We start from the raw sequence: 14,716 nt of genomic DNA, 5'->3' as shown, positions 1-14,716 counted from the left end.
CGGGATGGAGACCATCGGCCCGATGACCGTGACCATGGACTTCGAGAAAGTTCGGGAAGACAGCCGTGGTGAAGGCACCGCCGACCGCCGAGACCGGTGACCTGAGCGAGGCCGTGAAGGGCGCTGCCGGCAAGCAGTGAGCATGGCCGAGCGCCGGGCACGCGTGTGCGTACCCGGCGCTCGGGACCGGCTCAGTGGTTGCGCGGGAAGCCCAGGTCCACGCCCGCCGGGGCGTCGGCCGGGTCGGGCCAGCGGGTGGTGACGACCTTGCCGCGGGTGTAGAAGTGCGTGCCGTCGTTGCCGTAGATGTGGTGGTCGCCGAAGAGCGAGTCCTTCCAGCCACCGAAGGAGTGGTAGCCGACGGGGACCGGGATCGGGACGTTCACGCCGACCATGCCGGCCTCGACCTCCAGCTGGAAGCGGCGGGCGGCGCCGCCGTCCCGGGTGAAGATCGCGGTGCCGTTGCCGAAGGGGGAGGCGTTGATCAGCGCCAGGCCCTCCTCGTAGGTGTCGACGCGCAGCACGGTCAGGACCGGGCCGAAGATCTCGTCCTGGTAGGCCTTGGCGGTGGTGGGGACCTTGTCGAGGAGGGAGATGCCGATCCAGTGGCCGTCCTCGAAGCCCTCCACTGTGTGCCCGGTGCCGTCCAGGACGACCTCGCAGCCCTCGGCGGCCGCGCCCTCGACGTAGGAGGCCACCTTGTCGCGGTGGACCTTGGTGATGAGCGGGCCCATCTCGGAGGCCGGGTCGTTGCCCGGGCCGATCTTGATCTTCTCGGCGCGCTCGCGGATCTTCTCGACCAGCGTGTCGCCGACGGCGCCGACCGCGACGACCGCGGAGATGGCCATGCAGCGCTCGCCCGCGGAGCCGTAGGCCGCGGAGACGGCGGCGTCGGCGGCCGCGTCCAGGTCGGCGTCCGGCAGGACCAGCATGTGGTTCTTGGCGCCGCCCAGGGCCTGGACGCGCTTGCCGTTGGCGGAGGCGGTCGTGTGGATGTAGCGGGCGATCGGGGTCGAGCCGACGAAGGAGACGGCCTTGACGTCCGGGTGCTCAAGCAGACGGTCGACGGCCACCTTGTCGCCGTGCACGACGTTGAAGACGCCGTCGGGCAGACCGGCCTCGGCGAGCAGCTCGGCGATCTTGATCGAGGCCGACGGGTCCTTCTCGGACGGCTTCAGCACGAAGGTGTTGCCGGTCGCGATGGCGATCGGGAACATCCACATCGGCACCATGGCCGGGAAGTTGAACGGCGTGATGCCCGCGACGACACCGAGCGGCTGGCGGATGGACGCCACGTCCACGCGGCTGGCGACCTCGGTCGACAGTTCGCCCTTCAGCTGCACGGTGATCCCGCACGCCAGGTCCACGATCTCCAGACCGCGCGCGACCTCGCCGAGCGCGTCCGAGTGCACCTTGCCGTGCTCGGCGGTGATCAGCTCGGCGATCGCGTCCCGGTTCGCCTCGAGGAGCGCCCGGAAGCGGAACAGGATCGTGGTGCGCTTGGCGAGCGAGGAGGTGCCCCAGGTCTGGAACGCGTCCTTCGCGGCGCCCACGGCGGCGTCGACCTCGTCGACCGACGCGAACGCGACCTTCGTGGTGACCGCGCCGGTCGCCGGGTCGGTGACCGGCCCGTAGTTCCCCGACGCGCCCTCGACGGTCTTGCCGCCGATCCAGTGGTTGACGATCTTCGTCATGACCGAGTACTCCTTTTCACAGATGGCGGCGTCGGGTTGAGACGTGCCGTTCGTACAGCTCACGGGCCTTCACCGCGGACGCGCGCGTCGCGGTCTCGGCCACAGGAACATCCCACCAGGCCTGCGCCGGAGGCGCGCCCGACACTGTGTCTGCCGTTTCCGTCTCGACGTAGACACATGTGGGAGTGTCGGCGGCCCGTGCCTCTTCGAGGGCGGCGCGCAGGTCCCGTACGGTCTTCGCGCGCAGCACACGCATGCCGAGGCTGGCCACGTTGGCGGCCAGGTCCACGGGCAGCGGAGCGCCCGTGTAGGTGCCGTCGTCGGACTGGAAGCGGTACGCCGTGCCGAACCGTTCGCCGCCGACCGACTCGGACAGGCCGCCGATGGAGGCGTAGCCGTGGTTCTGGATCAGGAGGAGCTTGATCGCGATGCCCTCCTGTACGGCCGTGACGATCTCCGTCGGCATCATCAGGTACGTTCCGTCGCCGACCAGCGCCCAGACATTGCGGTCGGGAGCGGCCATCTTCACACCGATCGCGGCCGGGATCTCGTAGCCCATGCAGGAGTAGCCGTACTCCAGGTGGTACTGGTCCCTCGACCGGGCGCGCCACAGCTTGTGCAGGTCGCCGGGGAGGGAGCCGGCCGCGTTGATGATCACGTCGGACTCGTCCACGAGCGCGTCCAGGGCTCCGAGGACCTGCGGCTGGGTCGGCCTGATGTCGGGCTCGTCGGCCTCGTAGCAGGCGTCGACGCGCTGCTCCCAGCGCTCCTTGTCGAGCGTGTACTCGTCGACGTACACGCCCGGGACGCGGTGCGCGTGCAGCTGAAGAGCCTCGGTGAGCTCCGTCAGGCCGCTGCGGGCGTCCGCGACCAGCGGCCTCCCGGCGAGCTTGTGGCCGTCGTAGGGCGCGATGTTGAGGTTGAGGAAGCGGACGCCGTCGCCTGCGAAGAGGGTGCCGGAGGCCGTCGTGAAGTCGGTGTACCGGGTGCCGACGCCGATCACCAGGTCGGCCTGGCGGGCGAGTTCGTTGGCGGTGGCGGTGCCGGTGTGGCCGACGCCGCCGACGTCCTGGGGGTGGTCGTGGCGCAGGGAGCCCTTGCCGGCCTGGGTGGAGGCGACCGGGATGCCGGTGGCGTCCGCGAACTCGGCGAGGGCCTCCTCGGCGCGGCTGTGGTGGACTCCGCCGCCGGCGACGAGGAGGGGGCGCCGGGCGTCGCGGATCGCGTGGACTGCTTCGGCGAGTTCGGTCGGGTCGGCGCCCGGACGTCGTACGACCCAGGTGCGCTCGGCGAAGAACTCGTCCGGCCAGTCGTGGGCCTCGGCCTGGACGTCCTGCGGGAGGGCGAGCGTCACGGCGCCGGTCTCGACCGGGTCGGTGAGGACGCGCATCGCCTGGAGGGCGGCCGGGATCAGGGCCTCGGGGCGGGTGACGCGGTCGAAGTACTTCGACACCGGGCGCAGACAGTCGTTGACCGATATGTCACCGGCGTACGGGACTTCGAGCTGCTGGAGGACCGGGTCGGCGACGCGGGTGGCGAAGATGTCGCCCGGCAGGAGCAGGACCGGGAGGTGGTTGATGGTCGCGAGGGCCGCGCCCGTCACCAGGTTGGTGGCGCCCGGGCCGATGGAGGTCGTCACCGCGTGGGTGGACAGGCGGTTCGACTGGCGGGCGTAGCCGACGGCCGCGTGCACCATGGACTGCTCGTTGCGGCCCTGGTGGAAGGGCATGTCGTCGCCGTACTCGACGAGCGCCTGGCCGAGGCCCGCGACATTGCCGTGGCCGAAGATGCCCCAGGTCGCGGAGATCAACCGCTGTCGTACGCCGTCGCGTTCGGTGTACTGGGCGGCCAGGAAGCGGACCAGTGCTTGTGCGACGGTCAGGCGGGTGGTCATCGGTACCCCTCCGTGTGGTCCGGGTGGAAGCAGATCCGCCACTCCCGCGTCTCACCCGGTCCCGCCATGACGTTGAGGTAATACATGTCGTGGCCGGGCTGGGCGACGGACGGGCCGTGCCATCCGTCGGGGACGAGGACGGCGTCGCCGGAGCGGACCTCGGCGAGGACGTCGGATCCGCCCTCACGGGAGGGAGATACGCGCTGATAGCCGAAACCGTTCGGGCCGTCGATCTCGAAGTAGTAGATCTCCTCCAACTCGGCTTCCACGCCGGGCCGGTGCTCGTCGTGCTTGTGCGGCGGGTACGAGGACCAGTTGCCGCCGGGGGTGATGACCTCGACGGCGATGAGCTTGTCGCAGTCGAAGGCGTCGGCGGAGGCGAAGTTGCGGACGTGCCGCAACCGGTTGCCGCTGCCGCGGTCTTCGACGGGGACCTCCGGCGCGGGGCCGTAGCGGGCGGGGAGTCGTCGCTCGCACTTCGCTCCTGCCAGGGCGAAGCGGCCTCCCGCGCCGGAGGCGATCGATGCCTGGGCGTCCCGGGGCACGTACGCGAAGTCCGAGACTCCGGCGAACACGCTTTCCCGGCCCAGGAGTTGGAGCTCTTCGGTACCTGTGCGGACGGTACAGCCGCCTTCCAGCGGGAGCACGATCCACTCGCTGTCACCGGAGGTGAAGGTGTGCGTGCCGCCGGCTGCCAGCTCGACGATCCGCAGGCTGCAGTGGGTCCAGCCGGCCCGCTTGGGGTCGATGTCCACGGTGTACTGGGCGTTGGTGGAGGCACCCTTGGGGACGTACAGCTCGTTCTGTGTCATGCGGCGGCCCCTCACAGCAGTCCTACGGCGGTGTCCACGGCGGCGGCCACGTCGCCGTCCGCCGGGTACAGCAGCGAACGGCCGACCACCAGGCCGCGCACGGTGGGCAGTTGGAGGGCGCCGCGCCACTTCTCGTACGCGCCGTCCTGGTCGTCGCCGACCTCGCCGCCCAGCAGCACGGCGGGCAGCGTGGAGGCGGCCATGACCTCGCCCATGTCGTCGGGGTTGTCGCAGACGGGGACCTTGAGCCAGGTGTAGGCCGAGCTGCCGCCCAGGCCCGAGGCGATGGCGATCGACTTGGTGACGGCCTCGGCGGACAGGTCGTTCCTGACCTTGCCCTCGGTGGTGCGGCCGCTGATGAACGGCTCGACGAAGACGGGGAGCCGGCGTGCGGCCATGTCGTCGATGGCGCGAGCCGTGGACTCCATGGTGGTCAGGGAGCCCGGGTCGTCGTAGTCGATGCGCAGGAGCAGCTTGCCGGCGTCGAAGCCGAGGCGCTCCATGTCCTCGGGGCGGTGGCCGGTGAAGCGGTCGTCGAGCTCGAAGCTCGCGCCCTGGAGGCCGCCGCGGTTCATGGAGCCCATGACGACCTTGCCGTCGAGGGCGCCGAGCAGCAGCAGGTCGTCCAGGATGTCGGCGGTGGCGAGGACGCCGTCGACGCCGGGGCGGGACAGCGCGAGGCAGAGGCGTTCGAGCAGGCCGGCGCGGTTGGCCATGGCCATCCGGTTGCCGCCGACGCCGAGCGCGCCCCGGGCGGGGTGGTCGGCTGCGACGATCATCAGGCGGCCGCTGTCGTTCAGCAGCGGCCTGCGGGTGCGGCGGGCGGCCGCCTCGGCGATCGCTTCGGGGCGTTCGGCACGCAGGCGCACGAGTTCCGCGATGTCGACCCTCACTTGACCGCTCCCGCCGCGATTGCGCTGTCGATCTCGTCGGTCGTCGGCATCGCCGAACTGCACTCCAGACGGGAGGCGACGATGGCGCCGGCCGCGTTGGCGTGCCGCATGATCTTCTCCAGGTCCCAGCCGGCGAGGAGGCCGTGGCACAGGGAGCCGCCGAAGGCGTCACCGGCGCCGAGGCCGTTCAGGACGTTGACGGGCAGGGGCGGGACCTCGGCTTCGTTGCCCTTGCTGTCGACGGCGAGGACGCCCTTGGGGCCCTGCTTGACGACCGCGAGCTCGACACCGGCGTCCAGCAGCGCCTGGGCCGCCTCGCGGGGCGTGCGCACTCCGGTGGCGACCTCGACCTCGTCGAGGTTTCCGACGGCGACGGTGGTGTGCTTGAGGGCTTCGGCGTAGAAGGGGCGGGCGGCCTCCGGGTCCGTCCAGAACATGGGCCGCCAGTCCAGGTCGAAGACGGTGAGGCCCGCCTTGTCGCGGTGGGCGAGGGCCGCCAGCGTCGCCGTACGGCTGGGCTCCTCGCTCAGGCCGGTGCCGGTGACCCAGAAGACGCTCGCCTCGCGGATCGCGTCGAGGTCCAGCTCGTGGGCGTCGATCTCCAGGTCCGGGGCCTTGGGCCGGCGGTAGAAGTACAGCGGGAAGTCGTCCGGCGGGAAGACCTCGCAGAAGGTGACGGGGGTCTGCAGGCCCGGCACCGGGGTGACCCAGCGGTCGTCCACGCCGAAGCCCCGGAGGGCCTCGTGCAGATAGGTGCCGAAGGGGTCGTCGCCGGTGCGGGTGATCACCGCGGTGCGCCGTCCCAGGCGGGAGGCGGCGACCGCGACGTTCGTCGCCGAGCCCCCGAGGAACTTGCCGAAGGACGTCACCTGCGGCAGCGGGACACCGGTCTGGAGTGGATACAGGTCCACACCGATCCGCCCCATGGTGATCAGGTCGTACCCCATCGGCTTCCCTTCGTACCTGCGTCGGCTCTCCCGAGCGTTTGTAGCCCCGGACGCCGAGCCCTGTCAATGTTTTGTCCAGACATTCGGACGAGACCTTGACAGCGCTTGCTGTCCGAACCGAAGCTGACCGGCATGACAGCGCCCGCGCCTCTGCCCTCACTGTCCCGCATCCGGATCGGGTCGGCCCCCGACTCCTGGGGTGTGTGGTTCCCCGACGATCCCCAGCAGGTCCCCTGGCAGCGTTTCCTCGACGAGGTCGCGGACTCCGGTTACGAGTGGATCGAGCTGGGTCCGTACGGGTACCTGCCGACCGACCCCGCGGTCCTCACCGAGGAGGTCTCCCGGCGTGGCCTGAAGGTGTCCGCCGGCACGGTCTTCACCGGCCTGCACCACGGCGAGGCCGTGTGGGAGAAGACCTGGGCGCATGTCGCGGACAACGCGGTGCTCGCGCAGGCGATGGGCGCCGGGCACCTGGTCGTGATTCCGTCGTTCTGGCGGGACGACAAGACGGGCGAGGTGCTGGAACCGGACACGCTCACGCCGGAACAGTGGCGCAACCTCGGCTCGCTGACCGAGCGGCTGGGGCAGCGGGTGAAGGAGGAGTACGGCCTTCAGATCGTCGTGCACCCGCATGCCGACACCCACATCGACAGCGAGGAGAACGTGGTCCGGTTCCTGGACGCCACGGACTCCGACCTGGTGTCGCTGTGCCTGGACACCGGGCACTACGCGTACTGCGGCGGGGACAGCGTCAAGCTGATCGAGACCTACGGGTCGCGGATCGGGTATCTGCACCTCAAGCAGGTGGACCCTCAGATCCTGGCCGACGTGCGGGCCAAGGGGACGCCGTTCGGTCCCGCGGTGGCGCAGGGCGTGATGTGCGAGCCGCCTTCGGGTGTGCCGGCGCTCGGTCCCGTGCTGGAGGCCGCCCAGAAGCTGGACGTGGATCTGTTCGCGATCGTCGAGCAGGACATGTACCCGTGCGAGCCCGACAAGCCTCTGCCGATCGCCCAGCGGACTCGGGCGTTTTTGAGGTCCTGCGGGGCGTAAGAGGGTGTTGGTGAGCCCCTTTCGCTGAAAAGCTGGGGGGATGGTGTTGGTCCGTACCGGGCGTGGGTCCGGTGGGTACTGGGAGTTCGCCCTCGGCTCGCCCCATCCCCGGCTGCGGCCCGGGGTGCTCAGCTATCGCGGGGTCCGGCTCGCCATGGACCGGCCCCGGCGGCGGCTGGAGACACCCGTCGGGGCCGCGACCCTGCTGCTGGGGTTCGAGCACCCTGTGCGGATCACGCGCGCGGGGCAGCCGCCCGACACCCTCGTGTCCGTCTTCTGCGGGCCCACCACCACTCCCGCCGTCGGGGAGCACGGCGGACGGCTCTCCGGTGTCGAGGTGATGCTGGCCCCCTGGGCCGCGTTCACCCTCTTCGGCACCCCTCAGTACGAGCTCGCCAACCGCACCGTCGATCCCGACGCACTCCCCCATGCCCTGGACCGGCGCGTCGGTGAACTCTCCGCCGCGCTGGCCGCGTTGCCCTCGTGGGAGGCGCGGTTCCGGCTGCTGGACGAGGTGTTCGCGCGGTGGTGGGAGGCCGGTACGCCGTCTTCGGCCCGGTTGGTGCGGGCCTGGTCGGAGCTGGTGCGGACGGGCGGGGCCATGCCGGTGCGACGGCTCGCCGAGGAGGTGGGGTGGAGCGTGCGGCAGCTGGAGAACCGGTTCCGGGAGCAGATCGGGCTGGGGCCCAAGGCGGCGGCGCGGGTGCTGCGGCTGCAGCGGGCGCGGCGGCTGCTCGCCGCGGGGCACGGACAGGCGGAGACCGCGGCGGCCTGCGGGTACTACGACCAGGCCCATCTGAGCGGCGAGTTCAAGGCGATGACCGGGTGTACGCCGCGGGAGTTCACCACGGCCCGGCGGCTGCCGTTCGCCGCCGCCCCGCCCGGGGACCGGATGGACGGCGAGGCGACAAGCCTGGTCCTCACCTGAGAGGGACCGGGGAGAAGTGCGGTTTTCTCCAAGACCGACAGCCCCGGCCGACTGCACGCTGTGCGCGTCCGACCGGTTGATCCGGGGGGACGGCCGGGGGAGCCGGTGGGCCGGGCCCGACGCAGCGGGTCCGGCCCACTCGCGCCACGGGCAGCCATGACCTCGCGCCGTAAGTCAACGCGCCACGCCCGCACGCCCGCGTGCGCCTTTGCGTCACCTCTGTCACAAACTCCCCTTCCGTGTCACACATGTCCCATCTACGCGGCATCCTCGTCACACCAGGCGCACAACCCCTGACCGACGGTCACCACAGGTCGTTCACAAGGCGCAGGCTTTGTGATCGCCAGCGCAGCGCCCGGTACCCCCGACGGCCGTTCCCGGCCGCCGCCGCGGTGCGCGCGAGGAGGTGCCCCACATGACCGACCGAAGGCTCTGGTCGTACAAGGAGATCGCGGCGCACATCCGTGTGCAGCCGGACACCGTGCGGTCGTACCGCAAGCACGGGCTGCTGCCGCCGCCCGACCATGTCGAGGGCGGCAAGCCCTTCTGGTACGCGGACACCGTGCGCGCGTGGGTCGCGTCCCGGCCGGGGAACCGGGGGCGGAGACAGGACTGAGGCCGACTCGTGCGGGGGCGGGGGTGCCGCCGAAAGTCACGGGCCGCGCCGTCACCGACCGCGCCACCGGGGAACCGGTCGGCGAGGTCGCCCAGTACGAGCGGGACCCCACCGCCCGCAGCCGCACCTTCCGCACGCTCATCGGGCCCGGGCCCCGGGCCGTGGACGCGGGCCGGGCACCGGGGCCTCGCCACCACCCTCAGGCCCACGGCTCGATGACCGTCACCCCCGCTCCGGGGGCCGTGCCCATCGCCGCGAGGGCGTCCGGGGCCGCGTCGAGGGTGATCGTGGACGTGACCAGCAGATCCGGTCGCAGCACTCCCGACCTGACCAGCTCCAGCATCGGCGGGTAGGTGTGGGCGGCCATGCCGTGACTGCCGAGGAGTTCGAGCTCCAGGGCGACCGCACGGGCCATGGGGACCGGGGTCGTCCCGTCCGGCGAGGGCAGCAGCCCGACCTGGACGTGCCGGCCGCGCCGGCGCAGGCAGTCGACGGAGGCCGCACAGGTGGCCGGGGAACCGAGGGCGTCCAGGGACACCTGGGCACCCCCGCCGGTCAGCTCGCGGATCGCCGCCGCGGTGTCCCGCACACCGGTCGCGTCCACGCACTCCGCCGCACCGAACTTCCTCGCCAGGGCCAGGGCCTGGGCAGACACGTCCACGGCCACCACGCGGGCCCCTGAGGCCGCCGCGATCATCACCGCGGACAGGCCCACGCCGCCGCAGCCGTGCACCGCGACCCACTCCCCCGCGGTGGCCCGCCCCTGCTGCACGACCGCCCTGAACGCCGTGGCGAAACGGCAGCCCAGGGAGGCGGCCGTGGCGAAGGACATGTCCCGCGGCACGGCCACGAGGTTCACGTCGGCGTGGTCCAACGCGACGTACTGGGCGAACGAGCCCCAGTGGGTGAAGCCGGGCTGGGTCTGGCGCTCGCAGACCTGGTGGTCGCCCCTCGCGCAGGACGCGCAGGTGCCGCAGGCGCAGACGAAGGGGACGGTCACCCGGTCACCGGGGCGCCAGGTGCCCACCCGGGGGCCGGCCGCCTCCACCACACCCGCGAGTTCATGACCCGGCACGTGCGGGAGGGTGATGTCCGGGTCGTGGCCCTGCCAGCCGTGCCAGTCGCTTCTGCACAAGCCCGTGGCCTCCACGCGGACGACCACTCCGTGGTCCGCCGGGCGGGGGTCGGGCACGTCCCGTACCTGTGCGGTTCCGCCGTACTGGTCGAAGACCACCGCTCGCATCTGCGTCTCCCTCGCCGTTCCCGTCTGCCGGTACATCGTGGCAGTCACCGGCGGCTCTTGGAGAAGTACCCCCCAGGGGTATAGGGTGTGCTTCAGTAACCCCACACGCCTCCATGAGGAGAACGACATGACCGCCCAGACCGATACCCCGGGTTCCGTCACCGCCGTCTACAAGGTGAGCGGGATGAGCTGCGGGCACTGCGAGGGTTCCGTTTCCGGTGAGATCTCCGAGATCACGGGGGTCAGCTCCGTGAAGGCTGTCGCGTCCACCGGCGAGGTGACGGTCGTGTCGGCGGAGCCGCTGGACGAGGAAGCCGTGCGGGCCGCGGTGGACGAGGCCGGCTTCGAGTTCGTCGGCAAGGCCTGATCGCCTGGGAGCAGGGAACATGTCCACCACGGCCCCGATAGCACCCGTGTCCGAAGTCGAGCTCGTCATCGGCGGGATGACCTGTGCGTCCTGTGCCGCCCGGGTCGAGAAGAAGCTCAACCGGATGGACGGCGTCACCGCCACGGTCAACTACGCGACCGAGAAGGCGAAGGTCGTCCACCCCGCGGGGGTCGAGGTCGCCGATCTGATCGCGACCGTCGTGAAGACGGGCTACACGGCGCAGGAGCCGGCACCCGCGGTACAGCGGCCCGACGACACGGACCCCGAGCTCGCGGCCCTGCGGCAGCGGCTGTTCGTCTCCGTCGCACTGGCCGTCCCCGTCATCGCGCTCTCCATGGTCCCCGCCCTCCAGTTCGACAACTGGCAGTGGCTCGCGCTGACCCTCGCCTCGCCCGTCGTCGTCTGGGGTGCGTGGCCCTTCCACCAGGCCGCCTGGACGAACACCCGGCACGGCGCGGCCACCATGGACACCCTCGTCTCGGTCGGGACCCTCGCCGCCTTCGGCTGGTCGCTGTGGGCCCTGTTCTTCGGTGACGCGGGGATGCCGGGCATGCGGGAGCGGTTCGAGCTCACCGCCGGCGGTATGGACGGTGCCTCGACGATCTATCTCGAGGTGGCCGCGGGCGTCACCGCCTTCATCCTGCTCGGCCGCTACCTGGAGGCCCGCGCCAAACGCCGTGCGGGGGCCGCCCTCAGGGCTCTGATGGAGCTCGGGGCCAAGGACGTCAGCGTGCTGCGGGACGGGCGCGAGGTGCGGATCCCGGCGGAGCGGCTGGCCGTCGGGGACCGGTTCGTCGTACGGCCCGGCGAGAAGATCGCGACCGACGGCACCGTGGTCGAGGGCGCCTCGGCCGTGGACGCCTCGATGCTGACCGGTGAGTCGGTCCCGGTGGACGTCGGTGTCGGGGACGCCGTCACCGGCGCGACCGTCAACGCCGGCGGACGGATCGTCGTGGCGGCGACCCGGATCGGGGCCGACACGCGGCTCGCGCGGATGGCGAAGCTGGTGGAGGACGCGCAGAACGGCAAGGCGCAGGTGCAGCGGCTGGCCGACCGGGTCTCCGCGGTCTTCGTGCCGGCCGTCCTCCTCATCGCGGCGGCCACCTTCGGGGCCTGGCTCGGCATCACCGGGGACACCGTCGCCGCGTTCACCGCGGCCGTCGCCGTGCTGATCATCGCCTGCCCGTGCGCGCTGGGCCTGGCCACGCCGACCGCGCTCATGGTCGGCACCGGGCGCGGCGCCCAGCTGGGCATCCTCATCAAGGGTCCCGAGGTCCTGGAGTCCACGCGGCGCGTCGACACCGTCGTCCTGGACAAGACCGGCACGGTCACCACCGGCCGGATGACGCTGCAGGAGGTCCACGTCGTCCAGGACGCCGACGAGAAGCAGGTGCTGCGGCTCGCGGGCGCCCTGGAGCACGCCTCCGAGCATCCCGTGGCCCGGGCGGTCGCCCTGGGCGCCGAGGAGCGGGTCGGACCGCTGCCGGAGGCCGAGCGGTTCGAGAACGTCCCCGGCAAGGGCGTACGCGGCCGTGTGGAGGGCCGCGAGGTGGCCGTGGGGCGGCTGTTCGACGTGCTGCCCGCCGAGCTGGCCCGGGCGAAGGAGGAGGCCGAGCGGGACGGTCGTACGGCTGTCGTCGTCGGGTGGGACGGTGTGGCACGCGGCGTCCTGGCCGTCGCCGACGCGGTCAAGGAGACCAGTGCGGAGGCGGTGCGGTCACTGCGGGCGCTGGGGCTCACGCCGGTACTGCTGACCGGGGACAACCGGACGGTGGCCGAGGCGGTGGCCCGGGCGGTCGGGATCGACGAGGTGATCGCCGAGGTGCTGCCCGAGGACAAGGTCGACGCCGTACGGCGGCTTCAGAGCCGGGGGCGGGTCGTCGCGATGGTCGGCGACGGCGTCAACGACGCGGCCGCGCTCGCCGCCGCCGACCTGGGGCTCGCCATGGGGACCGGGACCGACGCGGCGATCGAGGCGGGGGATCTGACGCTGGTGCGCGGGGACCTGCGGGTGGCCGCGGACGCGATCCGGCTCTCCCGGCGCACCCTGACGACGATCAAGGGCAATCTCGTGTGGGCCTTCGGCTACAACGTGGCCGCGCTGCCACTGGCCGCGGCCGGGTTGCTGAACCCGATGATCGCGGGGGCGGCGATGGCGTTCTCCTCGGTGTTCGTGGTGACCAACAGCCTGCGGCTGCGGACCTTTCGTTGAGGATTCCTTTGACGGACCCCCTCTGGAGTCCGGAGCCACGCTCACATAAGCTCTTCACAAGACTCGCGCATCGTCCTTACGCTTGGGTCCCGATCGCCGCATCCGGGCTCTTGCGTATCTAACGGACATTTGCAAGAGACGCAGATCACAGTGATGCGAACGTAACCATCGAAGGGGTTCGAAGGTCTAAGTTGGCGATGTCAGCCAGCGTCTTGGGGGGCGCCGACTGACGTCTGAGGATGTCTTGGGGGACTTCCTCGGAGCTGCGTTGCCGGGGCACGCACTTAGGGAAGCTTTGAGCGGCCCTCCCGACCGTGCGCTGTCCCGGCAGACCGCACACTGGAGTAGTACGAGGAGTTTTGCTCGTTCTGCTCAAACAGCAGTACCGGAAAAGACAGCGATTCAGGCGCTGGTCTCTCAGACGCCCGGCCGGATCCCGTGGGGGGAATCCGCACCGGGACATGGGAAGGCGCCCTGGACGCCGGCCCGTGGGGGGACCGTCGCCAGGGCGCCTTTCGCTGCGCGGATTCAGCCGGGGGGTTCGTGGGGCTTCAGGTCGTCGCCCGGCCACCCGCCGGTGGGGGCTGGTCGCGCCCGCGGGGCGGAGCCCCACATCGACAGAGCCCCGCGCCCCTGAAAGAAACAGGTCAGCCCCGGCACCGGCGTCTGTCAGCGCTGCTCGACCGGGACGAAGTCACGCTCGACCACGCCCGTGTAGATCTGGCGCGGGCGGCCGATGCGGGACCCGGGCTCCTTGATCATCTCGTGCCACTGGGCGATCCAGCCCGGGAGGCGGCCGAGGGCGAACAGGACCGTGAACATCTCGGTCGGGAAGCCCATGGCGCGGTAGATCAGGCCCGTGTAGAAGTCGACGTTCGGGTAGAGGCTGCGCGAGACGAAGTAGTCGTCGGAGAGCGCGTGCTCCTCCAGCTTGAGCGCGATGTCCAGCAGCTCGTCGGACTTGCCGAGGGCCGACAGGACATCGTGCGCGGCAGCCTTGATGATCTTCGCGCGCGGGTCGAAGTTCTTGTAGACCCGGTGGCCGAAGCCCATCAGCCGGACGCCCTCCTCCTTGTTCTTCACCTTGCGGATGAAGGAGTCGACGTCGCCGCCGGAGGCCTGGATGCCCTCCAGCATCTCCAGGACGGACTGGTTGGCGCCGCCGTGCAGCGGGCCCCACAGCGCGTTGATGCCCGCGGAGATCGACGCGAACATGTTCGCCTGGGACGAGCCGACGAGGCGGACCGTCGAGGTCGAACAGTTCTGCTCGTGGTCCGCGTGCAGGATGAGCAGCTTGTCGAGGGCGGAGACCACGACCGGGTCGGGCTCGTACTCCTGCGCCGGGACCGAGAAGGTCATACGGAGGAAGTTCTCGACGTAACCGAGGTCGTTGCGCGGGTAGACGAACGGGTGACCGATCGACTTCTTGTACGCGTACGCCGCGATCGTCGGAAGCTTGGCGAGCAGGCGGATCGTCGAGAGGTTGCGCTGCTTCTCGTCGAAGGGGTTGTGGCTGTCCTGGTAGAACGTGGACAGCGCGGAGACGACCGACGACAGCATGGCCATCGGGTGGGCGTCGCGCGGGAAGCCCCGGTAGAAGTTCTTGACGTCCTCGTGCAGCAGGGTGTGCTGCGTGATGTCGTTCTTGAACACCGAGAGCTCGTCGACGGTCGGAAGCTCACCGTTGATCAGGAGGTACGCGACCTCCAGGAACGTGGAGCGCTCGGCCAGCTGCTCGATCGGGTAGCCGCGGTACCGGAGGATGCCGGCCTCGCCGTCGAGATAGGTGATGGCGGATTTATAGGCGGCGGTGTTGCCGTAGCCGCTGTCCAGGGTGACCAGACCGGTCTGGGCGCGGAGCTTCCCGATGTCGAAGCCCTTGTCGCCGACGGTGCTGTCGATCACCGGGTAGGTGTACTCGCCATCGCCGTACCGCACTACTACAGAGTTGTCGCTCACGTCATCCCTCACCGACGTTGTGCCTCTTCTTCGAGGTTGCCCTGACTGTCTCTACCATCCCCCATTTGGCGCAGGAGAGT

12 protein-coding genes are annotated in these 14,716 nt (G+C 70.8%); 5 read left to right on the top strand and 7 right to left on the bottom strand.

What is annotated here, in order from left to right; genetic code table 11:
- Positions 1 to 191 precede the first annotated feature (191 nt).
- The 5 genes from mmsA to iolC are packed head-to-tail and all read right to left on the bottom strand — an operon-like array spanning position 192 to position 6,240.
- Positions 192 to 1,694 carry a CoA-acylating methylmalonate-semialdehyde dehydrogenase gene (gene mmsA / locus RKD20_RS28180; protein ID WP_424880148.1) on the bottom strand — a complete coding sequence of 501 codons (1,503 nt, stop codon included), beginning with the start codon at positions 1,692 to 1,694 and terminating at the stop codon, positions 192 to 194.
- A 16-nt stretch (positions 1,695 to 1,710) separates the two neighbouring features.
- Positions 1,711 to 3,588 carry a 3D-(3,5/4)-trihydroxycyclohexane-1,2-dione acylhydrolase (decyclizing) gene (gene iolD, locus RKD20_RS28175; protein WP_424880147.1) on the bottom strand — a complete coding sequence of 626 codons (1,878 nt, stop codon included), beginning with the start codon at positions 3,586 to 3,588 and terminating at the stop codon, positions 1,711 to 1,713.
- Positions 3,585 to 4,400: a 5-deoxy-glucuronate isomerase gene (gene iolB / locus RKD20_RS28170; protein WP_424880146.1), complete on the bottom strand. Its 816-nt coding sequence runs from the start codon at positions 4,398 to 4,400 to the stop codon at positions 3,585 to 3,587. The genes iolD and iolB overlap by 4 nt, the downstream gene beginning before the upstream one ends.
- 11 nt (positions 4,401 to 4,411) lie before the next feature.
- A complete protein-coding gene (locus RKD20_RS28165; protein WP_424880145.1) occupies positions 4,412 to 5,293 on the bottom strand; it encodes a Cgl0159 family (beta/alpha)8-fold protein in 882 nt (293 codons plus the stop codon).
- On the bottom strand, positions 5,290 to 6,240 hold the full coding sequence (iolC, locus tag RKD20_RS28160) for a 5-dehydro-2-deoxygluconokinase (RefSeq protein ID WP_424880144.1): 951 nt from the start codon (positions 6,238 to 6,240) through the stop codon (positions 5,290 to 5,292). The genes RKD20_RS28165 and iolC overlap by 4 nt, the downstream gene beginning before the upstream one ends.
- Before the next feature lie 132 nt (positions 6,241 to 6,372).
- Here iolC and RKD20_RS28155 point away from each other — a divergent pair, with 132 nt between their 5' ends.
- The 3 genes from RKD20_RS28155 to RKD20_RS28145 all read left to right on the top strand — a co-directional run bounded on the left by RKD20_RS28155 (position 6,373) and on the right by RKD20_RS28145 (position 8,834).
- Entirely contained in the window at positions 6,373 to 7,290 is a 918-nt protein-coding gene (locus tag RKD20_RS28155; RefSeq protein WP_424880143.1) for a sugar phosphate isomerase/epimerase family protein, read from the top strand.
- A gap of 40 nt (positions 7,291 to 7,330) precedes the next feature.
- Positions 7,331 to 8,218: a helix-turn-helix domain-containing protein gene (locus RKD20_RS28150; RefSeq protein WP_424880142.1), complete on the top strand. Its 888-nt coding sequence runs from the start codon at positions 7,331 to 7,333 to the stop codon at positions 8,216 to 8,218.
- A 415-nt stretch (positions 8,219 to 8,633) separates the two neighbouring features.
- Positions 8,634 to 8,834: a helix-turn-helix transcriptional regulator gene (locus RKD20_RS28145; protein ID WP_355739112.1), complete on the top strand. Its 201-nt coding sequence runs from the start codon at positions 8,634 to 8,636 to the stop codon at positions 8,832 to 8,834.
- 199 nt (positions 8,835 to 9,033) lie between these two features.
- Here RKD20_RS28145 and RKD20_RS28140 read toward each other — a convergent pair whose 3' ends face one another.
- Positions 9,034 to 10,077 (bottom strand): zinc-dependent alcohol dehydrogenase family protein, encoded by a 1,044-nt coding sequence (locus RKD20_RS28140; protein ID WP_424883339.1) that lies wholly within the window; start codon positions 10,075 to 10,077, stop codon positions 9,034 to 9,036.
- A 127-nt stretch (positions 10,078 to 10,204) separates the two neighbouring features.
- Here RKD20_RS28140 and RKD20_RS28135 point away from each other — a divergent pair, with 127 nt between their 5' ends.
- Both RKD20_RS28135 and RKD20_RS28130 read left to right on the top strand, forming a co-directional pair.
- Entirely contained in the window at positions 10,205 to 10,444 is a 240-nt protein-coding gene (locus RKD20_RS28135) for a heavy-metal-associated domain-containing protein (protein ID WP_424880141.1), read from the top strand.
- A 19-nt stretch (positions 10,445 to 10,463) separates the two neighbouring features.
- Positions 10,464 to 12,677 (top strand): heavy metal translocating P-type ATPase, encoded by a 2,214-nt coding sequence (locus tag RKD20_RS28130; protein ID WP_424880140.1) that lies wholly within the window; start codon positions 10,464 to 10,466, stop codon positions 12,675 to 12,677.
- A gap of 669 nt (positions 12,678 to 13,346) precedes the next feature.
- On the opposite strand, the gene RKD20_RS28125 is transcribed toward RKD20_RS28130, so the two are convergent.
- Complete coding sequence (locus tag RKD20_RS28125; RefSeq protein WP_028807524.1) at positions 13,347 to 14,636, bottom strand: citrate synthase; 1,290 nt, start codon at positions 14,634 to 14,636, stop codon at positions 13,347 to 13,349.
- Between the last annotated feature and the right edge of the window lie 80 nt (positions 14,637 to 14,716).

The organism is Streptomyces sp. SLBN-8D4 (genome assembly GCF_049739545.1).
GTDB lineage: Bacteria > Actinomycetota > Actinomycetes > Streptomycetales > Streptomycetaceae > Streptomyces > Streptomyces canus_C.
Note: the sequence above shows the minus strand (reverse complement) of the source record. Positions and strands in the feature narration are given on the sequence as shown.